Annotated in this window: 19 protein-coding genes; 10 read left to right on the top strand and 9 right to left on the bottom strand. The window is 66.6% G+C overall.

The window, feature by feature from the left end; genetic code table 11:
• Positions 1-27: 27 nt before the first annotated feature.
• The 5 genes from IPU70_RS25980 to IPU70_RS25960 are packed head-to-tail and all read right to left on the bottom strand — an operon-like array spanning position 28 to position 4823.
• Complete coding sequence (locus IPU70_RS25980; RefSeq protein ID WP_013395467.1) at positions 28-1041, bottom strand: proline racemase family protein; 1014 nt, start codon at positions 1039-1041, stop codon at positions 28-30.
• A 34-nt stretch (positions 1042-1075) separates the two neighbouring features.
• Positions 1076-1867, bottom strand: a complete 792-nt coding sequence (locus tag IPU70_RS25975; RefSeq protein ID WP_013395466.1) for an ABC transporter permease — start codon at positions 1865-1867, stop codon at positions 1076-1078.
• Complete coding sequence (locus IPU70_RS25970) at positions 1864-2712, bottom strand: ABC transporter permease (RefSeq protein ID WP_207471892.1); 849 nt, start codon at positions 2710-2712, stop codon at positions 1864-1866. The genes IPU70_RS25975 and IPU70_RS25970 overlap by 4 nt, the downstream gene beginning before the upstream one ends.
• Positions 2709-3761 (bottom strand): ABC transporter ATP-binding protein, encoded by a 1053-nt coding sequence (locus IPU70_RS25965; protein ID WP_207471889.1) that lies wholly within the window; start codon positions 3759-3761, stop codon positions 2709-2711. The genes IPU70_RS25970 and IPU70_RS25965 overlap by 4 nt, the downstream gene beginning before the upstream one ends.
• A gap of 9 nt (positions 3762-3770) precedes the next feature.
• Positions 3771-4823: an ABC transporter substrate-binding protein gene (locus IPU70_RS25960; protein ID WP_207471887.1), complete on the bottom strand. Its 1053-nt coding sequence runs from the start codon at positions 4821-4823 to the stop codon at positions 3771-3773.
• A gap of 139 nt (positions 4824-4962) precedes the next feature.
• Here IPU70_RS25960 and IPU70_RS25955 point away from each other — a divergent pair, with 139 nt between their 5' ends.
• From IPU70_RS25955 to IPU70_RS25930, 6 genes are all read left to right on the top strand, one after another.
• On the top strand, positions 4963-6030 hold the full coding sequence (locus tag IPU70_RS25955; RefSeq protein ID WP_207471885.1) for a GlxA family transcriptional regulator: 1068 nt from the start codon (positions 4963-4965) through the stop codon (positions 6028-6030).
• A gap of 63 nt (positions 6031-6093) precedes the next feature.
• The gene (locus IPU70_RS25950; protein ID WP_207471883.1) at positions 6094-6804 is read left to right on the top strand and encodes a glutathione S-transferase; all 711 of its coding nucleotides are present in this window, start codon (positions 6094-6096) and stop codon (positions 6802-6804) included.
• A 187-nt stretch (positions 6805-6991) separates the two neighbouring features.
• The gene (locus IPU70_RS25945; RefSeq protein WP_207471881.1) at positions 6992-8428 is read left to right on the top strand and encodes a methyl-accepting chemotaxis protein; all 1437 of its coding nucleotides are present in this window, start codon (positions 6992-6994) and stop codon (positions 8426-8428) included.
• 105 nt (positions 8429-8533) lie between these two features.
• On the top strand, positions 8534-8758 hold the full coding sequence (locus tag IPU70_RS25940) for a DUF1653 domain-containing protein (protein WP_207471879.1): 225 nt from the start codon (positions 8534-8536) through the stop codon (positions 8756-8758).
• A gap of 85 nt (positions 8759-8843) precedes the next feature.
• Positions 8844-9386, top strand: a complete 543-nt coding sequence (locus IPU70_RS25935; RefSeq protein ID WP_242702709.1) for a PolC-type DNA polymerase III — start codon at positions 8844-8846, stop codon at positions 9384-9386.
• 2 nt (positions 9387-9388) lie between these two features.
• The gene (locus IPU70_RS25930) at positions 9389-9748 is read left to right on the top strand and encodes a nucleotide pyrophosphohydrolase (protein ID WP_207471875.1); all 360 of its coding nucleotides are present in this window, start codon (positions 9389-9391) and stop codon (positions 9746-9748) included.
• A 30-nt stretch (positions 9749-9778) separates the two neighbouring features.
• Here IPU70_RS25930 and IPU70_RS25925 read toward each other — a convergent pair whose 3' ends face one another.
• Positions 9779-10069, bottom strand: coding sequence for an antibiotic biosynthesis monooxygenase (locus tag IPU70_RS25925; RefSeq protein ID WP_013395456.1), 291 nt, complete (start codon positions 10067-10069; stop codon positions 9779-9781).
• 455 nt (positions 10070-10524) lie between these two features.
• Between IPU70_RS25925 and IPU70_RS25920 the strand changes: the two genes are divergently transcribed.
• Positions 10525-10992: a hypothetical protein gene (locus tag IPU70_RS25920; RefSeq protein WP_207471873.1), complete on the top strand. Its 468-nt coding sequence runs from the start codon at positions 10525-10527 to the stop codon at positions 10990-10992.
• 44 nt (positions 10993-11036) lie between these two features.
• On the top strand, positions 11037-11705 hold the full coding sequence (locus IPU70_RS25915; protein ID WP_207471871.1) for a hypothetical protein: 669 nt from the start codon (positions 11037-11039) through the stop codon (positions 11703-11705).
• A gap of 55 nt (positions 11706-11760) precedes the next feature.
• On the opposite strand, the gene IPU70_RS25910 is transcribed toward IPU70_RS25915, so the two are convergent.
• Together IPU70_RS25910 and IPU70_RS25905 are read right to left on the bottom strand one after the other, a co-directional pair.
• Entirely contained in the window at positions 11761-14169 is a 2409-nt protein-coding gene (locus tag IPU70_RS25910; RefSeq protein ID WP_207471869.1) for a DUF3772 domain-containing protein, read from the bottom strand.
• 232 nt (positions 14170-14401) lie between these two features.
• Entirely contained in the window at positions 14402-15322 is a 921-nt protein-coding gene (locus IPU70_RS25905; protein ID WP_207471867.1) for a LysR family transcriptional regulator, read from the bottom strand.
• 240 nt (positions 15323-15562) lie between these two features.
• Here IPU70_RS25905 and IPU70_RS25900 point away from each other — a divergent pair, with 240 nt between their 5' ends.
• Entirely contained in the window at positions 15563-17080 is a 1518-nt protein-coding gene (locus IPU70_RS25900; RefSeq protein WP_207471865.1) for an acetyl-CoA hydrolase/transferase family protein, read from the top strand.
• Positions 17081-17211: 131 nt separating this feature from the next.
• On the opposite strand, the gene IPU70_RS25895 is transcribed toward IPU70_RS25900, so the two are convergent.
• Entirely contained in the window at positions 17212-18156 is a 945-nt protein-coding gene (locus tag IPU70_RS25895; RefSeq protein WP_207471863.1) for a LysR substrate-binding domain-containing protein, read from the bottom strand.
• A 124-nt stretch (positions 18157-18280) separates the two neighbouring features.
• On the opposite strand from IPU70_RS25895, the gene IPU70_RS32880 reads away from it, so the two are divergent.
• The gene (locus IPU70_RS32880; RefSeq protein ID WP_242702705.1) at positions 18281-18586 is read left to right on the top strand and encodes a hypothetical protein; all 306 of its coding nucleotides are present in this window, start codon (positions 18281-18283) and stop codon (positions 18584-18586) included.
• Positions 18587-18863: the final 277 nt, after the last annotated feature.

Below are 18863 nucleotides of genomic sequence, written 5' to 3'. Positions count from 1 at the left end.
GCCAATTGGTCCGTGCGCCTTTGCACTTCAGCGGATGAGGAACCCGGCGCCAACGGGGTCGTTCTTGTCGATCACCCAGCGCGCCGTGCCCAGGATGCTGGCCGTGCCCTTGACCGTTGGGCGCACGGCGCGGGTGCCGTTCAGATCGACTTCACCCAGCAGGCAGCCCTCGAACACGCCGCTGCCCAGCAGGCCTTCCGACTTGATCGGCTGGTTCAAGCCCATCTTGCCGCGCGCCTCGAACATGGCCATCATCGCGCTGGTGCCGGTGCCGCCGGGCGAGCGGTCCAACTGGCCGGCGCTGAACACGTGCACGTTCTTGTAGAACGCGCCCTCGATGGTCGGCTGGTGCCAGAAGGTGATGAAGTTCAGGTTGTTGATGTGGGCCTCGGTCGGATGCTGGATGCGTTGGCGGGCGTTGAGCTGGTCGCGCACGATCAGGCCCATGCGCGACAGCTCGGTGCCGTTGTCCGGCGAAATGCGCAGGTCGCAGCCGGACAGGTCGACGATGCCGAAGTAGTTGCCGCCCCAGACGATGTCGGCCGACAGCTTGCCGTAGCCGGGCAGCTCGACCGGGATGTCCTGCGCGGCCACGTAGGCGGGCACGTTCTCGAAGCGGGTCCACAGCACGTTGTCGCCTTCGGACGCCACTTCCGACACCACCAGGCCGGCGGTGGTCTCAAAGCGGATCTTGGTGATGCCGTCCTTGCCGCGCGGCACTAGGCCGTGGGCCACCATGGCCATGCTGACCGCGATGGTGCCGTGGCCGCACATGTGCGAATACTCGGTGCCGTCGATGTAGATCAGGCCGGCGTCGAACTCCGGGCTGGACGGCGGGGTCAGGAACACGCCGAACATGTCCTTGTGGCCGCGCGGCTCGCGCATCAGCGCCTTGCGCAGCCAGTCGTAGTTCTGTTCAAGGAAGGCGCGCTTCTCCAGGATGGTGGAGCCGGCGGGGTAGGGGATGCCGCTATGCACGATGCACAGGGGCTCGCCTTCGGTATGGGTATAGATGACATCGAACGCGTCTTGCTTGCGCATGACTGTGGCTCCAGACAAGTAAGGTAGGGAAAAGTTATTTGCCGCGTTCGGACAGCATGTCCAGCCCGACGGTCAAATCCAGGATGACGATGGCGATCACCGCAACCACGATCGTGGCGCCCGATACGGCTGCGATGGTCGGATCTATCGTGTATTGCACGTAGTTGAAGAGCTTCACGGGGATGGTGTTGAGGTCCGCCGTGGTGTTGAAAATGGATAGCTCCACGTTGATCCACGAAGAGATGAAGGCGAAGATCGAACCGGTGACGATGCCCGGCCGGATCTGCGGCAGCACCACCAGGAAGAAGGTCGTCCAGGGATTCGCACCCAGGTCCGCCGAAGCTTCCTCCAGCGCGCGCTGCTCCGGCGTCAGCAAGGTCAGCGTGGAACGCAGCACGAAGGGCGCAATGATGACGATGTGCCCGATCAGCAGCGACAGGAAGCTGCGCGTCAGGCCGAAGTACGCGCCGTACTGCAACAGCGCCGCGCCCAGCACGATGTGGGGCAGCACCAGCGGCGACATCAGCACCGAGGTCAGCGCGGCCTTGCCCGGGAACTCGTAGCGCGCCACCGCCAGCGCGGCCGGCACCGTCAGCAGCACGGCCGCGGCCGTGGCGGCCAGGGCCAGCACCGTGCTGGTCGTGAACGCCGCGACATAGCCGGCTTCGATCAGCAGGGTGCGGTACCAGTCCAGCGTGAAGCCCTTGGGCGGAAACGCCAGGTAAGGCGTGGCCGTGAACGAGGAACCCAGGATCACCACCAGCGGCAGGGCCAGGTAGGCCAGCACGCCCAGGGCGATCAGGCGGATCAGGTTGCGGGCGATCATCGCGCGGCTCCCGGCAAGACGGCGGCGCGGTTGGCGAGCGCCACCAGGATCAAGGTGAACACCAGCAGCACCATGCTCAGCGCGCCGCCGTAATGGAAGTCGAACACCGTGCTGTACTGCTGGAAGATCAGCATGGACAGCACTGACACGCGCCCGCCGGATAGCAGGGCCGGCGTCACGTAGGCGCTGACCGCCAGCGTGAAGACCATGATGGCGCCCGACACCACGCCAGGCAGCGTCAGCGGCCAGGTGATGTGGAAGAAGGTGGCTGCGGGGCTGGCGCCCAGGTCGGCCGAGGCCTGCTCGCAGGCCGGATCGACCCGCGCCAGCGCATTGCCCACCGCCAGCACCACGAAGGGCAGCAGCACGTAGACCATGCCGATCAGGATGCCCAGCTCGGTGCCGATGAAGCGCACCGGGCGATCGGCGGCGCCCACGCCCACCAGCGCCTGGTTGACCAGGCCGTTGCGGCCCAGCAGCACCATCCAGCCGAAGGCGCGCACGATGTTGCTGGTGAACAGCGGCACCACCAGCAGGATGACGCAGAAGCGCCGCCAGGCCTGCCAGCGCACCACCCGCACCAGATACCAGGCCAGCGGATAGCCCAGGAGCACGCAGGCGACGGTAGTGAAGAACGCCAGCCGGAAGGTCACCAGGATCACGTCCCAGTGGTACTGGTCGCCCAGCACGCGCAAGTATTGCTGCGGGGTGAGGCTCAGGCCGTCAGGCCCGCCGGTGATGCTGGCCAGCGCCACCACCGCCAGCGGCGCCAGGAAGAAGGCCGCGAAGAACAGCACGGGAGTCGCCAGCAGCAGGCAGGGCGAACGCCAGGCGCGCATGCTCATGGCTGTTCACCGATCAGGTGCAGGTGTTCCGGCGCGAATGCCAGGCGCGCCGCTGCGCCCGGGCCCAGGCCGGACGGCGCGATGCCGCCGTGGCGCGCCACCAGGACCTGTCCGCCGATGTCCACGTGGATCATGCAATGGCTGCCCACGTTGATGACGTCGGTGACCGTGCCGCTCAGGGCCGTGGCCGCCGATGCATCGGCCAGGCGCAGGTCCTCGGGCCGCAGCACCGCGACGCCACGCGCGGGCGCGGTCTTGCCCGGGAGCCGCACGCGCAGGCCTTGGGCATCCATCTGCAGTGCATCGCCGTCGATGGCCGTGAACGGCATGAGGTTGGCGTCGCCGATGAACTCCGCCACGAAGCGCGTGGCGGGATGCCGGTAGATTTCGGTCCCGCCGCCCACCTGTTCGATCTTGCCCGCATGCATGACGACCACCCGGTCGGCCATGGTCATGGCTTCTTCCTGGTCGTGCGTGACGAAGATGAAGGCGATGCCCAGCTTGGCCTGCAGGTGCTTGAGCTCCAGCTGCATGCGCTTGCGCAGTTTCAGGTCCAGCGCCGACAGCGGTTCGTCCAGCAACAGCAGCTTGGGCTGGTTTACGATGGCGCGCGCCAACGCCACGCGCTGCTGCTGGCCGCCGGACATTTCGCGCGGATAGCGCGGGCCGAAGTCCGCCAGCCCCACCATGTCCAGCGCGGCGCGCGCGCGCCCGGCCGCGTCCTGCTTCGACGCGCCCTGGCGCCGCGGACCATAGGCCACGTTTTCCAGCACACTCATGTGCGGAAACAGCGCGTAGTTCTGGAACACGGTATTCAGCGGCCGGTGGTGCGCGGCCAGGCGGCTGATGTCCTGGCCTTCGATCAGGATGCGGCCGGATTCGGGCCTGAGGAATCCGGCGATCGAGCGCAGCAGGGTGGTCTTGCCGCAGCCGCTGGGACCGAGCAAGGCCACGAACTCTCCCTGCTGGATCTCCAGGTCGATGCGGTCCAGCGCCTGGTAGGCGCCAAAGCGCATCGACACGCCTTCGATGGTGAGCAAAGCGGACATGTTCTATCCCTAGCGCTTGCGGGCAACCTGGCGGTTCCAGGCGTCCGTGACCTCGGCGCGGCGGCTGTTGATGAGGTTCCAGTTGAACAGGCTCAGGTTCTTGACCGAGCCGTCCGCGCCCCAGGGCAGCTTGCGGGCCACGTCCTTGGACACCTGCACGTCCTTGACGGCGGGCCCCAGGTACAGGCGCGTGGCCAGGCAGGCGGCGGCATCCGGCGTGAGCGCGGTGTCGATGAACTTCTGCGCGGCGGCCTTGTTCGGCGCGTTCTTCACCAGATGCAGGCGCGCATCCGTGGCCCAGGCGCCTTCCTTGGGCACGGCGAAGCCGATGGGCAGGCCCTTGTCGATCAAGTCCCAGGCGCCCACGTTGAAGTGCGCGCCGATGATGGCCTCGCCGCTCTGGTAGGCGTTGGTGGCCGCGCCCGAACTGTCGAAGAACAGCGCGGTGTCCAGCGACGCCAGCTTGGCGTATAGCGGCGCCAGATTGGACGGGTCGACGGAGAACACCCGCGCCAGGAAGAAGATGAACGGCACGCCCGACGAGTTCGTCGGCGAGGGAATGGCGACGGCGCCCGCGTACTCGGGCTTCCACAGGTCCTTCCAGCTGGTGGGCGGTTGCGGCACTTCCTTGGTGTTGTAGGCGATGCCCAGCGAGTAGTAGCCGGTGCTGACGGCGTAGGCGCCAGCGCCATTGCGGTACACGCCCTGGTCGATGACGTTCTTCAGGTTGGGGATGCCGGCGGGATCCAGCGCGTCCAGCACGCCCGCTTCGGCGGCCAGTTCGCTGATGCCGCCGTCCATCCAGGCCACGTCTATGGTGGGCGCGCCCTTCTGCTGTTGCAGCTTGGCCAGCGTGGTGGTGGACGTGCCGACTTCCGGCACCACGGCCACGCCGGTCGCCTTGGTGTAGGGCTCGGCCACGCAGGCGCGGAACGCATCGCCCCAGTTGCCGCCGTACCAGGCGACCGTGATCTTCTGTTGCTGGGCCAGCGCCTGGCCTGCGAGCAGCAGGCCGGTTCCCAGCAAGGCGGCGCGGATCGCGCTGCGGGTAGGTGTTGCCATGTCGGATTCCCCTTGTCGATTTATCGGCCCGTTGCGACTGCGCCGGCGGGCGCGGCAGCACGGTGCCATAGATGCATCTTGGGCGATCCCCGGGAAAACCAGCTTGAAGGCCTGGGACAAAAACTTGAATAATTGCGACATGGAAACCGCTACACCCGCCGCGGCGCCGTCTTTCTCCTATGACGACGAGTTCAGCGGCCTGCCTCAGGGGAAACCCGCACTGACCGTAGGCATCGTGCTGCTGGACCAGTTCACGCTGGCCGCCTTTGCCGGATTGGTGGACGTGTTGCGGCTGGCGGGCGACCACGGCGGACGCAGCCGCCAGATCCATACCGCCTGGCGCGTCATGAGCTGGGACGGCAAGCCGCGCTGCTGCAGCGCGGGCCTGACCATAGACGTGGCCGACGGCCTGCCCGAGGATCCGACCCAGTTCGACTATGTAGCGGTTTGCGGCGGCAACGACTATTTCAACGGCCGTCTGCCCGAGCCCCTGCGCGACTGGCTGCGGCTGGCGGCGGCGCAGCGCGTGCGGCTGCTGGGCATATGCACGGGCACCTTCGCGCTGGCGCAGGCGGACGTCATCGGGCCGCGCACGGTTTGCGTGCACTGGAACGTGCTGGACACTTTCCGCGAGCGCTTTCCGCAGGCCCGCGCCGTGGTGGACCGGCTGTTCGTGGACGAAGGCGACCTGATTTCCTGCGCCGGCTCCACGGCTGCAATCGACCTGGCGCTGTACCTGGTGGCCCGCCATTGCGGGCGCGACAAGGCGCAGCAGGCGATGCGGCACATGATGCTGCAAGGCGTGCGCCCGGGGCGCGTGCCGCAGGCGCACTTCCACACGGATCTGTCGGGCATCCAGGACCTGCGCGTGCGCCAGGCCGCGCACTTCATCGAGCAGCGCATCGACAACCCGCCGCCGCTGGATGCGATTGCGCGCTACGTCGGCGTGGGGCGCAGGCAGCTGGAACGCGCATTCCGCCTGGCGACGGGCATGTCGCCCATGGCGTTCCAGCGGCAGTTGCGGCTGGAATACGGCAGTTGGCTGCTCTTGAACAATCCCAGCAGCATCACGCAGATCGCGCTGGATTGCGGCTTTGCCGACGGCGCGCATTTCTCGCGCGATTTCCGCGCGCATTTCGGCCAGTCGCCGCGCCAGTATCAGCAGGCGGCGGATCGTGACAGCGGAGTCAGCGTGTTTCCCGCCTAGGATCGGCGCGCGGCTCGTTCCGGCGCGGGCAAGCCCTGGGGCGTATCAACGGAAGGAGACGGCATGACCTATGACCTTTGGTATTGGGACGGCATACCCGGGCGCGGCGAGTTCGTGCGCCTGGCCCTGGAGGCTGGCGGCATCCCCTATCGCGAATGCGCGCGCCAGCCGGGCGCGGATGAAGGCACGCTGGTCGCGGACCTGAGCGCGGAGCGCAAGCATCCGCCGTTCGCGCCGCCCTATCTGGTGGCGGGCAAGATGACGCTGGCGCAGACCGCCAACATCCTGCTGTTCCTGGGCGAAAAGCACGGCCTGGCGCCGGACTCGCTGGAAGGGCGGCTGTGGGTGAACCAATTGCAGCTCACCATCGCCGACATGGTGGCCGAGGCGCACGACACGCATCATCCAATATCCGCCAGCGAATACTACGAAGACCAGAAGGTCGAGGCCGCGCGCCGCGCACGCAGTTTTCGGGAGGAACGGATGCCCAAGTTCCTGGGCTATTTCGAATGCGTGCTGGGCGGGGAGCAGGCATGGCTGGCGGGCGGCAAGCGCTGGACCTATGTGGACCTGTCCTTGTTCCAGCTGGTCGATGGCCTGCTTTTCGCCTTTCCCAAGCGGATGGCCACCCTGGCCGTGCGCTATCCGAACGTCATGGCGCTGCATGCGCGCGTGGCGTCGCTGCCGGCATTGCAGCCCTACTTCGAAAGCGGCAGGCGCTTGCCTTTCGGCGAAGGAATCTTTCGCCAATATCGCGAATTGGACGCCGCTTGAGTCGGGATAAACCCTGGTGTTGCTGGATGCCGATTTTTTTGACGGGTCTCTTGAAAATCTTGAGACCCGCTCATTTTTAAGATTAAATGTTTGCAAATTGTTAGATAAATATATCCATTTGTCTCGCGGCAGATAGGTCGAATCGAACGGCATCAAACCACCCGGGTTCCGGGTAGGAGACGTCACGATGAAATGGATTACCCTCAGCCTGCTGCTGCGCATGGATCGCGGCATGCAGAAGGCCGACATGCTCGGGCAGATCGCTGCGATCCACAACGCCCAGGCCGTCATCGAGTTCGACCTGGACGGCCACGTCCTGGCGGCGAACCCGAACTTCCTGGACACCATGGGCTACGCGCTGGACGAGATCGTGGGGCGGCACCACCGCATGTTCGTCGACCCGGCAGAGGGCGCATCGGCCGGCTATGCGGAATTCTGGAGCCGCCTGCGGCAGGGCGGCCGCGATGCCGGGCGCTATCGCCGGATCCGCAAGGATGGCAGCGACGTCTGGCTGCAAGCCTCCTACAACCCGATCCTCGACCGCCACGGCAGGCTGGTCAAAGTGGTGAAGTACGCCGTCGACATCACCGCGCAACAGCAGCGGCAGGCGGACGTGGAAGGCCAGCTGGCGGCGATCTCCAAGGTTCAGGCCATCATCGAGTTCGAACTCGACGGCACCATCATCCGCGCCAACGACCTGTTCCTGGACGCCGTGGGGTATCGCGCGCACGAGATCCAGGGGCGGCACCACAGCATGTTCGTCCCGCCGGAAGAGGCGCGCGGCCAGGCGTACAAGGAATTCTGGCGCAGGCTGCGCAATGGCGAGCACGACACCGGGCAGTATCTGCGCATCGGCAAGGGCGGCCGCCAAGTCTGGATCGAAGCCAGCTACAACCCGATCTTCGACGCCGAGGGCCGCCCGGTAAAGGTCGTCAAGTACGCCACCGACATCACGCGGCGCTTTACCGCCGCCCAGACCCTGCGCGTTGCGGTCCAGGGCCTGACCGAAAACGCCGGGCGCGCGGGCCAGGCCAATACGCTGGCGCAGGACGCCTGTCGCGTGGCCGAGCAGGGCGGCCATACGGTCCAGGAAGTGGTGCAGACCATGGGCGGCATCACCCAGAGTTCGCGCCGCATCTCGGAAATCATCGGGGTGATGGACGGCATCGCCTTCCAGACCAATATCCTGGCGCTGAACGCCGCGGTCGAGGCCGCGCGCGCCGGCCCGCACGGCAAAGGCTTCGCTGTCGTGGCGTCGGAGGTCCGCAGCCTGGCGCAGAACAGCGCGGCAGCGGCCAAGGAAATCAAGGACCTGATCACCTCCTCGGTGCAGCAGGTCGAAAGCGGCGCGCGCCAGGTCCAGTCGGCGGGCACGACCATGGACGACATCGTCGCGTCGTCGCGCCGAGTGACTGAAATCATGGCGGAGGTGGTGGAGGTGTCGCTGGCCCAGTCCGCCAGGCTAGGCGAGGTCACCGAGGACATCACGCAGCGGGCCGGCGAGCCTGCGCGCACCGCGCCGCCAGCCACCGCGGTCAGGCCCGTGGCGCCTGCCTTGCGGGCCAGGCCGGCCGCCAATGGACCGCTGCAGCCGCAGGCCGAGCGGCAATACCGGCGCTACTGAGCCGGCGCCGCCGGCCCGATGCGCTATAAAGACGGTATTGATCTGAACCCGCAGGCCCGGGCAGGAACCTTCCCGCCCGGGCCGCGCCATTTGCGGCTACCGTCCATGACCGAATCCGAAGCACTGGCTCTTGCCTCGCACCGCCATTACAAGGGCGGCCTCTACCTCTATGTGGGCACCGCCCGCCACTCCGAAACCGAGGAGTCCCTGGTCGTCTACGAACACCTGTGGCCGCATGAGCGCGGCTTGTGGGTGCGCCCGGCCGAGATGTTCTTCGGCCAGTTGCCGGATGGCGCGCCGCGCTTCGCGCCCTTGCGGCCGGCGGAGTAAGGCCGTGGCGTTCTACTACCGGCGACCGCGCGCAAGCGGCAGCGCGCCTGTCCGCGCGGCGGGCAGCAAGGCAGGCGGCGAGGCCCTGGCCGCGGCGTTGCAGGCATTGCGCGGCCCGTTCATCGTGGCCGACCTGGAAACCACCGGCCTGTCCACCGCAACCTGCGAGATCCTGGAGTTCGCGGCGGTGCGCGTGGGCGAGGCAGGGACGCTGGAGCGCGAGTACACGCAAGTCGTGCGTACCCGCGGTCCGGTGCCGTCCTTCATCAGCCGGCTGACCGGCATCACGCAGGCGGAAGTCGATCGCGATGGCGTGCCGGTGACGCAGGCGTTTTCCTCCTTCCTGGATTTCGTGGAAGACCTGCCTGTGTTTTTCCACAATGCGTCGTTCGACCGGCGCTTCCTGGGCGCGGCGGCAGACCAGACCGGCCTGCCATTCGCCAATTCCACCCATTGCACCCTGGCGCTGGCGCGGCGCGCCTGGCCGGAGCTGCCCTCGCACAAGCTGGAAATCCTGGCGCGCCATGTGGGCGCTTCCAATCCCACCCACCGCGCGCTGGCCGACGTGCGCACGACCGTGGCGGTGGCGCTGGCCGCCAGTTCCCGCCTGGCCGCGGGCCAGGAGTAGCCATGTCCGACCTGGAACAGATCAGGCTGGCCGTGCGCCGCTTTACCGAAGAGCGGGAGTGGCAGCCGTTTCATACGCCCAAGAACCTGGCGATGGCGCTGGCCGGAGAGGCGGGCGAACTCGTGTCCCTGTTCCAATGGCTGAGCGAGGCCGAGTCGCGCCAGATGCCGCCCGAAAAGCTGGCGGATGCCGCGGACGAAATCGCGGATGTGCAGATGTACCTGGTGGCCCTGGCCGATCAGCTCGGCATCAACATCGCCGATGCGGTCGCGGGCAAGATGGTCAAGAATGCGCGGAAGTACCCGGCGGATCGTTTTCGCGGCAGCGCGCGCAAATACGACGATCCGCCTGAACAGTCCTGACCCGCGCGCGGCGCGGCCAGGCTGGCCGTATCAGATCACTTTTTGCTCGTGATGCACTTGGGGCGGCTCGACGAAGAAGCCCGCCACCAGCTTGCGCCATTCCTGGAAATCGCCGGATTCGCGGAAGTCCACCATGTGGTTCTCGACGGTTTCCCAATCCACCACCAGCGTGTAGCGCTGCGGCTGCTCGATGCTGCGGTACAGCTCCATGCCGTGGCAGCCGCGGGCCCGCAGGAACAGCGGCTTCGCTTGCGCGACGCCTGCCTCGAACAGCGCTTCCTGCCCTTCGCGGACATGGATGCTGGCAATTTCCTGGATCATGTTCTGGTCTCCAAACAGATGAGGCCGGGTAGCGCCCGGCTGGCCGCCGTAGTATCGCTGAAAATTCCGAGGCAGGCGCGCGGCGGGCCTCGCCGCTTCGGTTGTGCGCGCTAGGGAACTTGCCCGAGGCGGTCCGCCTTATTCCCATCCATAAAGTTGAAGCCGGACGCGCACGGCGCGGAGTCAGCGCGTTTTTCCTCGTCCATACGCAGGGTCGCCGCGCAAGATTGCCGCAAATCTGGCCGATTGTTTTACAGCCCGGGATCGTCCATCGGGATTCGGTCGCCCGTTTAGGCGATATCGACTTGCCTAGGACGGCGCAATCATTCCGTACCAATACGAAAGTCCCACGCCTTTCGTCATTGTCCAGGCGTGGCGCTGAGCGGTAACGGTCCGCGCCGGTCGGTCGCCGGTAAATCGTGAATCCGTGCATGCACGGAGCAGGAGGAGCTGAAATGAAAAAGCTCGCAGCAGTCGCCGTCTTGTCCTTGTTCGCCGTCTCGGCCTATGCCTCGGACCCTGGCGGATCAATCACGGGCCACGCCGGCGCAATCAATGGCACCGCATCGTCCATCTCCACAGGCAGTTCCGTGGCCGCCACCCAGATCAACGGTTATGGCTCTTCCAGCCAGGTGTCGTTCGGCATGACGGGCGGGGTCTCCGAAGTGGGCGGCAGCTTCAGCCGCGATGGCACGCAAGTGGTCACCAGCACGCGTCAGTACGCCAATAGCGACTCGTACGGCCACGTGTCGGGCAATGCGCCCATCATGGTGGGCGACAGCATCGCCAATGGCGGCGCCACGTTCGCCAAGACGGATACCAGCGCTTCGGCGACGGGCTCCTTCCATGCGGCGAATGTGGGTGCATTCGGGTCGATACATGGCATCGGTCCGGTGGGCCATGTCGGCGGTTTCAATCACTGACCCAGTTATCCGGACGGCTCCGGCCGTCCGGGCGAGGGGACATCATGAAGACTATAGTGCTTGCCATTTCCCTGTCGCTGGCGGCGTTTTCCGCCGGCGCCCAGACCAGCAGTTCCAATGCGTCGACATCGGCGTCGTCGGGCTCGACCAACGCCGGCAACAATCAGGGCATCACGCTCAACTCCAACAACAGCGGGTCCAGCACGCTGCGCAGCGTGCCGCCGCTGGGCGGACAGAGTTTCTACGGTTCGTTCTCTTCCGACAGCTGCATGGTTTCGGCGGGCGGCGGCGGCGCCGTGGTCGGCTTCGGCCTGAACGTGGCGATCCCGATCGAGGATCAGAAGTGCAGCCTGCGACGCAACTTCGAGCGAACCATGCAGGCGGCCGCCTCGACCAAGGACGCGGACCGTTCGCGCCGCCTGGAAACCGCGGCCATCGACATTCTGTGCCAGACCGACGACCGCACCAAGGCGGCGCTGGTGGCGCAGGGACTGTGCACCAATCCTGCCTTGACGACCGCGGATCACCGCTTCGACAGCAACGCGGTGGCGCAGGTGGCGCCTTCGGGACCGGTCCTGGCCGACCGCCCCGCGCTGCCGCAACCGCCGGCGCCCGAGGCGCGGGCCTATCCGGTGCGCAGCGTGCAGAGCGCCGCGCTGGCGGCGCCGCCGTTGCGCAACCGGACTTTTACCGATCTGTACACGCCGGGCTGATGCGGAAGTCCTGCCGATCCCGGGCGGGGCGGGATGGCGGCAGGATGTGGCGGCTTCAGGACTGGGTCGGCGGCGCGACGGCGAGGGGCGCCGCTGCCGGCGGCGGCGCTGAAGCCAGCAGCATGGTGGGCGGCGACGACACCTCCAGGCCGGCGTCATGCAGGCGCTTGAGCAGAGTGAACAGCAAGGCGCTGCGCACGCCGTAGGCTGCCCGCGGCGACGACACGTAACCCTTGGCGTTGAAGACCAGGTTGCCGCCCTCGATGCCGTCCAGGAAGACGTTCGGGGCGGGCGCGTCCAGCACGTCCTCGTGGTCCGAGAAAGCTTGCAGGATCAATTCGCGCACCTGTTCCGCGTCGGTCGACAGCGGCAGCGGCAGCTTGATCTGCACCAGCCCCAGCGGATTCGAGCGGGTCACGTTGCGCACGGTCTTGGTGACGAACTCCGAGTTCGGCACGATCACCGTGGAGCGGTCCCCCATCTGGATTTCCGTGGCGCGCACGTTGATGCGCAGGATGTCGCCTTCGACTCCGCCCAGCGATACCCAGTCTCCCACCTTGACCGGGCGTTCGGCCAGCAGGATCAGGCCGGACACGAAGTTCTGCACCACCGCCTGCAAGCCAAAACCGATACCCACGGACAGCGCGCTCGCGATCCACGCCACGCGTTCCAGGCCGAAGCCGGCGGCCGACAGCGCCAGCGCCACCGCCGTGACGAAACCGGCATAGCCGAACAGCGTGGCGGCCGACAACTGCATGCCCGGATCCAGCTCGGTCGTGGGCAGGTAGCGGTTGGACAGCCAGCGCTTGAGCATCTTCACGGCCAGCAGCGACAGCGCCAGCACCAGCAGCGCCTGCAGGACCGCGCCCGGACGGATCTGGGCTTCGCCGATGGCCAGTCCCTTGCGCAACTGGTCGAAGCGCTGCAACAGGTCCATCGGCGCTTCGCCGAAGGGCGCCAGCAGCAGGATCACGGCCAGCAGGCCGACCGCCACGCGGCCCACGCCTGACAGCAGCACGGCCGCCTGGTCGCGCATGCTGGGCGCTTCGTGTTCGCCGCCGTCTCGGTGCGAGGTGCCCAGCAGCGTGCTGAAGCCGTCCTCGATCAGCGTGGACAGCAGATAGGCCGAGGCCAGCACGATCAGCACCCACAGCACCTGCTTGACCATGAAGCTGCCGAACGCCACGTAGCCGGCCAGCAAGCTGGCCAGGCTCAGGATCAGCACCGTCCAGACCGAGGTCAGCAGCAGCGACACCCAGAACGGGATCGGGGCCTCGCTTTCCTGCATGGCCTGGCGCCGCAGCCGGCGGCTGATGGCCAGCACCGCGCCTATCGTCGCCATGGTCAGCACGGCGACGATGCCGGTCAGCGTGATGGTGGTGGTCAGGCTGGCGTTCAGCAGCACCGGCAGGCGCTCGGCCAGCCAGATCATCACCACCAGCACGCCCAACACGCCGGGCAGCCAGCGCAGCCGCAGCGCCACGGCGTCGCTGATGGGCGGCAGGCGCCACGACGGCCGGTTCGCGGACAGCAGCGCATAACCCAGGCCGGACACGTAGCCGCCGAAACAGACCGTCGCCACCAGGTTCGCGAGCAGCGACGAGGTGTTGTCGCTCAGCTGCGAATCCCAGTCCAGCCCGATATGGATCAACAGCGCGATGACGCCCGGCGTGGCCACGGCCAGCACCAGATGCGTGACCGCAAGAAAGGAGCGGCGCAAGCGCCCCGGCGGGACGCGCGTGGCGGTTATCCGCAGCAGCACCCGGCCGATGGCGACGCGCAGGGCGATCGTCAGCGCGATCGCCGCGCCCAGCAGCAGCCAGCCCCATTTCGGCGTCTGGCCGACCGCGGTCGCCAGGTCATCGCGCAGGGCTTCCAGGCGTTCCAGGTCGCGCGGGAATTCCTCTCGGAACTCGGTCCAGAATTGGCCGGACAGGAAGGAGTCGCGCCGCTCGCCCAGGCGTGCCTGGAACTGCTTGCGCCGTTGCGCCGAGATCTGCTCCGCGGTTTGTCCGGCGTCCACGGACAGCAGCCGGGCCAGCTTGATCTGCGCGTCCAGCGCGCGGCTGTTCTTATCCAGCTGCATGCGTTGCGCGGCCACGTCGGACGCTTCCTTGACGCCTTCGGGAGGAGTGCCCAGCTCGCTCAGCCGGGCCGTTACGCTGGTCAACTGAGGCGTCAGGGCCTCGGCGGCGGCGTCGGCCTTGGACTGGATGTCCAGCGCATCGCCGCGTTGTTTGACCAGGGTGGCGTCGTCGGTTTCGTCGGCGACGCGCTTGCGGATGTCATCGATCTGCTTGCGCGCGGCCGCCAGCGTCGCTTCGGTGTCGGCCGGGGTAGGCGGCGCTGCCGCGTGGGCCGGCAGCAGGAAAAGCGCCAGCAGCAGCGCCGCCATCAGCGCCACCAAGGCGGAGTAGCGGGCGCGGCGGGGCCGGGCGGGCAGGGTAAGGGAAGTCTGTGTCATGTTTCTTGGGCGAGTCGCTCGCATCGAGGCGGGAGCATAGCAAGGCGCCGCCCCATCCGTTGCAACAAAAACGAGCGCTGCGGCCCTATTTTTGACGGGGGCTCCAAGCGCCGGAATGGCAGCATGAGCCGGGGGGTAAAACAGGGCCGGATAAGCGGCGCTGGCGCCCCGCAGGGTCCAGAGGCGGCGGCGCTGGCAAAGCATGTTTACCTGGCCTACGTTTGGATTCAACTCAGGCCGGCGGGATGGCGCGCGCGGCGCCTTTTTTCGGTTTCCCGAGCACCGTATCGCACACCTCCAGCCAGGCGCGGGCGGCATACGACAGATAGCCGGATTGCTGCCAGATATGGCCGACTTCCCACTGCATGCCGGATTTGGCCAGTTTGGCGGTGCTCAAGCCGCGCGTTTTCATGCGCAGCATCAGCGGTTCGGGCAGCAAGGCCACGCCCAGGCCGGCCGAGGCCATCGCCACCAGGAAATCCCAATGCGCGCTCTGGGCTGCGATGCCCGGCTGAAAACCGGCCTCGGCAAAAGCCTGCCGCAAGCGGCGGGTCATGGCGAAGTCGTCCGTGGGGATCAGCAGGCGCGCATCGCGCAACGCGGCGAGCGGCAGCGAAGTCTTGCCGGCCCAAGGCGCGTCGGGCGGGCCTATCACCCAGATCGGGTAGCTGCCGAAGGGCTGGGCGGCCAGGCCGCCGTCCGGCGCGATCGGCAGAATGGTCGCGCCCACTTCAAGTTCGCCGCTGGCGACCAGCCCCTCCACGGCTTGGCCGGTGCCTTCGCGCAGCGTCAGGTGGATGCCGGGATGCAGTTCGCGGAAGCGCTTGACCACCGGCGTGAACAGCAGGTTGATCATGGGCGGGATGCCGACCTCCAGCGCGCCGCGGCGCAGGTCGGCCGTCTGGCGCAGTTCTTCCGATAGTTGGCGCATCGTTTCCAGCACCTGCAGGCCGCGCTGGTACATGACCCGGCCCGTGTCGGTGGGGCGGGCCGTATGGCCGTCGCGGATCAGCAGCGGCGTGCCGGCCTCTTCTTCGAGCTGGCGGATCATCTTGCTCACCGTCGACTGTGTCACGTACAGCGTCTTGGCCGCCTGCGTGAAGCTGGCATGTCTGACGGTTTCGACGAAGTACCGCAACGCGCGCACGTCCATGGACCGGAATTCCCTCGCGCGATGCGCGCAAAACATTCAAACGATGAAAAAAGCGACTTATCTAGATGATTTTAAGTCATTACGAGATTTGAGCCGGCCTTCCTATACTGCGGAAAATTCGTTCCCGGGCCGCTTCGAGCCGGCCCTGGAATCTCGGGAAACGCCGCGTCAGACGGCGCCTGGGCGCATGGCGGCAATGCCGCGCCCCGCCGCACGTAGGCCCTTGAATCTGGAGACACCATGCATCTCGACCGTATCCGCCACCCTGGGCTGCGCGCCAAGATCACTTCCGCCGATCAGGCGGCTTTGCTGGTTCAGGACGGCATGACCGTCGGAATGAGCGGCTTCACCCGCGCGGGCGACTGTAAGTCGGTGCCGGCGGCGCTGGCGGCCCGCGCCGAGCGCGAACCGCTCTCCATCACCCTGATTACCGGCGCGTCGCTGGGCCACGATACGGACAAGATGCTGGCACAAGCCAACGCGCTGGCGCGTCGCATGCCGTTCCAGGTCGACACGACCCTGCGCCGCAAGATCAACCAAGGCGAAATCGCCTTCATCGACCAGCACCTGTCCGAAACCGTCGAGCAGTTGCGCGCGGGCCATATCGGCCCCATCAACGTGGCCATCATCGAGGCCGCCGCCATCACCGAGACCGGTGCCATCGTGCCGACCATGTCGGTGGGCAACTCCGCTTCCTTCGCGCAGCAGGCGGACGTCATCATCATCGAACTGAACATGGGCGTGCCCGCCGCCATCGAAGGCCTGCACGACATCTACGTGCCCGAAGCCCGTCCGGCGCGCCAGCCCATCGGCCTGGTTTCGCCCGACCAGCGCATCGGCCTGTCCTGCATCGAAGTGGATCCCGCCAAGATTGCCGCCATCGTCATCACGCAGGAACCGGACAGCCCGTCCAACGCCTTGCCGCCCGACGAGGAAACCAATGCCATCGCCAGCCACATCAACGCCTTCCTGCGCCGCGAGGTCGACGCCGGCCGCCTGACCAATGAATTGCTGCCGCTGCAGGCTGGCATCGGCACCATCGCCAACGCCGTGCTGCATGGCTTCGAGTCGTCGAGCTTCGAGAGCCTGACGATGTACTCCGAGGTGCTGCAGGACAGCGCCATCGAACTGCTGGACCAGGGCAAGCTCGCGTTCGCGTCGGCCTCCTCGATCACGGTGTCCAAGCCGGTCTACGAAAAGATCCTGGCCAATATGGAGCACTACCGCGAGCGCATCGTGCTGCGTCCGCAAGAGATCAGCAATGCGCCCGAGATCGTGCGCCGCCTGGGCATCATCGCCATCAACACCGCGCTGGAATTCGATCTCTACGGCAATGTGAATTCCACGCACGTGGGCGGTACGCACATGATGAACGGCATCGGCGGCTCGGGTGACTTCGCCCGCAACGCGCACCTGGCGATCTTCGTGTCCAAGTCCATGGCCAAGAACGGCGACATCTCCAGCGTGGTGCCGATGGTGTCCCATGTGGACCATACCGAACACGACGTAGACGTGCTGGTCACCGAATGCGGCCTCGCCGACCTGCGCGGCCTGGCGCCTCGCGAACGCGCGCGCGCAGTCATCCAGAATTGCGTGCACCCGTCCTACCGCGATGCCTTGCAGGACTATTTCGACCGCGCTTGCGAGCGCGGCGGCCAGACGCCGCATCTGCTGGAGGAAGCGTACTCCTGGCACCAGCGCTTCAACGAAACCGATACGATGAGGCCGGCCAAGCCGGCTGCGCGCAAGGTGGCCTGAGGTCCGCCGCCACATGTGATTGCCGCCGCCGCGGCGCCTGCCGGATCATGCGTGCGTAGCGCATCCGGGCTTGCGGATCGTGGTTTCCGCTGGCGCCGCGATTGGGTAGAGGTAAGGCAGCAGATGCTGCTTTACCTTTTTTTTGCCTGCGGTTTCTTGCCTGCGCCGGGCTTGGGGGCGCTCAGATTCTCGCGCGACATCTCCAACTCGTCGCGCAACCACTGCTTCAGTTCCACCAGCGGCGCCCAGTCGCGCAGGCTGGGCCGATAGACCAGGTGGTAGGTTTGCGCCTGCTCATACTCGATGCTGATGGGAGATAGCTGCACCAGCCGGCCCGAGCACAGCGCGTCCGCGGCCAGCAGTTGGCGGCCCAGGGTGATGCCCAGTCCCTGCTCGGCGGCCTGCATCATCATGCCGGCATCGTTGAAGGAGGCCACCGGCGTGATGGGCGTGTTGAGCCCCGCAGCGTTGAACCAGGTCTGCCAGAGCTCGCGCTCGCCAAGCAAAGGCTGGCGCGCCAGCGTCTGCGGCGAATTGTCGGGGAGCGCTGCCGCGGTTTCCGGCGACGCCAGGACTATCAAGGGCAGGGGCGTGTCGAACAGAGGTTCCGATTCCACGCCCGCCCAGGGGCCGCGGCCAAAACGCAGCGCCGCGTGAAAGCCGTCTCGCAGCAGATCCACCACCTGCTGGGAAGTTTCGATCTCCAGCGTCAGGCCCGGATTGCGCTCGCGCCACCGCGCCATGCGCGGCAATAGCCAGCGCTGCGCGAAGGACGGCAGCACCGACACGCGCAAACGCTGCTCGCTGCCCGAGGCCGCGGCCGATGCCGCCATCGTGCCTTCATCCAGTAGAGCCATGGCGCCTTGCACACTGCACAAAAGCGCGGCGCCGGCTGAATTCAGGACGATGCCGCGGCCGCTGCGCTCGAACAGAGGAAAGCCCAACTGGGTTTCCAGCACCTTGATCTGCTGGCTGACGGCGCTGTGGGTGAGGTGCAGCCGTTCGGCTGCGGCGCGCAGATTCTGCAGCTCGGCCACGGCACGGAAGGCGGGGAGGGTACTGAGCGGCAGGCGCATGGCTAGGGGGAGCGATGAAGAAGATTGGTCATCATAGCTTACCGATATTCCCAAAACAATTCGATTTTCAGCCTGCTATTGGGCGATTACGCTTACCAAAGTGCATAAACACCTGGAGCCCATCATGTCTGCACAGCTTTGCACCCCGTCTTCCCCGGCCCTGGCCGCAGCTTCCTGGGATCGTCAACCCGCCACGGCCATGCCAGTTCCGGCGCCGTCCTCCGAACCGGCGGCGCCCCGCCTTGGATTGTTCGCCGTGCTCGCGGCGGCCTTTCGCAAGCGCCGCAACGAAGCGCGGCTGCGCCATCTGGCCGCCGACCTGGATGAGCACCTGCTGCAGGATCTGGGTGCTCCCAGCTGGTTGATGAACGAAGCCGCAGTCAAGCGCGACCTGGGGCGGCTTCGCGACGTGGACTATCTCCGCTGGTAGGGCGCGCGCGCCCGTGATGGGCGGCTCGGCGTTCCTTCTCTTCCCGCTGCGGCCCCGTCCTCTATATATAGGGGCCGGGGCCGCTTGCTTGCCAGGGGAGGCGTGTCTTGTCCGCCATCTATATATAGGCAGCATCGCTTGGCGGAAAAGGGCGGGGGTCAGAGCGGCAGCAGATCATGGGCGCGCCAAGAACAAATATTTGGCTGCGCGTCATGACAGGCGAAAAACTTGTGCTATAGTCTCGCTCCTTCGCAGTTCAGACAGTTTTGAACCGCGA

The organism is Achromobacter sp. SD115 (assembly GCF_017355315.1).
GTDB lineage: Bacteria > Pseudomonadota > Gammaproteobacteria > Burkholderiales > Burkholderiaceae_B > Achromobacter > Achromobacter xylosoxidans_B.
Note: the sequence above shows the minus strand (reverse complement) of the source record. Positions and strands in the feature narration are given on the sequence as shown.

Coding starts and splice junctions, on each gene's coding strand:
- IPU70_RS25980 (WP_013395467.1), bottom strand. CDS start 1,041: ATGCGCAAGCAAGACGCGTTCGATGTCATCTATACCCATACCGAAGGC.
- IPU70_RS25975 (WP_013395466.1), bottom strand. CDS start 1,867: ATGATCGCCCGCAACCTGATCCGCCTGATCGCCCTGGGCGTGCTGGCC.
- IPU70_RS25970 (WP_207471892.1), bottom strand. CDS start 2,712: ATGAGCATGCGCGCCTGGCGTTCGCCCTGCCTGCTGCTGGCGACTCCC.
- IPU70_RS25965 (WP_207471889.1), bottom strand. CDS start 3,761: ATGTCCGCTTTGCTCACCATCGAAGGCGTGTCGATGCGCTTTGGCGCC.
- IPU70_RS25960 (WP_207471887.1), bottom strand. CDS start 4,823: ATGGCAACACCTACCCGCAGCGCGATCCGCGCCGCCTTGCTGGGAACC.
- IPU70_RS25955 (WP_207471885.1), top strand. CDS start 4,963: ATGGAAACCGCTACACCCGCCGCGGCGCCGTCTTTCTCCTATGACGAC.
- IPU70_RS25950 (WP_207471883.1), top strand. CDS start 6,094: ATGACCTATGACCTTTGGTATTGGGACGGCATACCCGGGCGCGGCGAG.
- IPU70_RS25945 (WP_207471881.1), top strand. CDS start 6,992: ATGAAATGGATTACCCTCAGCCTGCTGCTGCGCATGGATCGCGGCATG.
- IPU70_RS25940 (WP_207471879.1), top strand. CDS start 8,534: ATGACCGAATCCGAAGCACTGGCTCTTGCCTCGCACCGCCATTACAAG.
- IPU70_RS25930 (WP_207471875.1), top strand. CDS start 9,389: ATGTCCGACCTGGAACAGATCAGGCTGGCCGTGCGCCGCTTTACCGAA.
- IPU70_RS25925 (WP_013395456.1), bottom strand. CDS start 10,069: ATGATCCAGGAAATTGCCAGCATCCATGTCCGCGAAGGGCAGGAAGCG.
- IPU70_RS25920 (WP_207471873.1), top strand. CDS start 10,525: ATGAAAAAGCTCGCAGCAGTCGCCGTCTTGTCCTTGTTCGCCGTCTCG.
- IPU70_RS25915 (WP_207471871.1), top strand. CDS start 11,037: ATGAAGACTATAGTGCTTGCCATTTCCCTGTCGCTGGCGGCGTTTTCC.
- IPU70_RS25910 (WP_207471869.1), bottom strand. CDS start 14,169: ATGACACAGACTTCCCTTACCCTGCCCGCCCGGCCCCGCCGCGCCCGC.
- IPU70_RS25905 (WP_207471867.1), bottom strand. CDS start 15,322: ATGGACGTGCGCGCGTTGCGGTACTTCGTCGAAACCGTCAGACATGCC.
- IPU70_RS25900 (WP_207471865.1), top strand. CDS start 15,563: ATGCATCTCGACCGTATCCGCCACCCTGGGCTGCGCGCCAAGATCACT.
- IPU70_RS25895 (WP_207471863.1), bottom strand. CDS start 18,156: ATGCGCCTGCCGCTCAGTACCCTCCCCGCCTTCCGTGCCGTGGCCGAG.
- IPU70_RS32880 (WP_242702705.1), top strand. CDS start 18,281: ATGTCTGCACAGCTTTGCACCCCGTCTTCCCCGGCCCTGGCCGCAGCT.